This window comes from Streptomyces sp. KL109B (assembly GCF_030766935.1).
Lineage (GTDB): Bacteria > Actinomycetota > Actinomycetes > Streptomycetales > Streptomycetaceae > Streptomyces.
In genome coordinates, this window is the sequence record NZ_JASERL010000037.1 from 1 (window position 1) to 418 (window position 418).

At 65.1% G+C, this 418-nt stretch carries 1 protein-coding gene; it reads left to right on the top strand.

Annotated features, from left to right (window positions below):
• Positions 1-150 precede the first annotated feature (150 nt).
• A partial coding sequence (locus RBJ65_RS42035; protein ID WP_306332225.1) for a hypothetical protein occupies positions 151-418 on the top strand: 268 nt, incomplete at its 3' end.

Consider the following 418-nt stretch of genomic DNA (forward strand, 5'->3'; position numbering starts at 1 on the left):
GCCTGGGACAAGGCCATCGGTGTCGATGAGATCTTCAACGACGGAATTCAGGTCAAGAGCTGACGGCAAGAGCATCTCTCCCGTCCTGGCCCGTTCCAGCAGGATCTGCCGGAACGGGCCAGGACCCTTTTCAAGTACCGGAGTTCCACTGTGAGCATCAGAAGCAAGTGTTTCGTGCTGTTGGCGTTAGGGGCCGCCATCGCCCTGCCGCTGCCGAGCGCCACGGCGGCCGACGGCCCGGCGAAGAAGCAGACCGCGGCGCGGGAAACCTCCTCGCAAGCGACAGGGGTCAAAGAAATAGCGGCCTTTCCTCTGGATGAGGTGGCCGGGTCGCGGCGTGTGGTGGGTGGCGAGGCTCAGGAGTTCACCGCGGCTTTGGCGGGTGGCGCGGAGTCGGGCGTGGTGGGCAAGGTCGGCA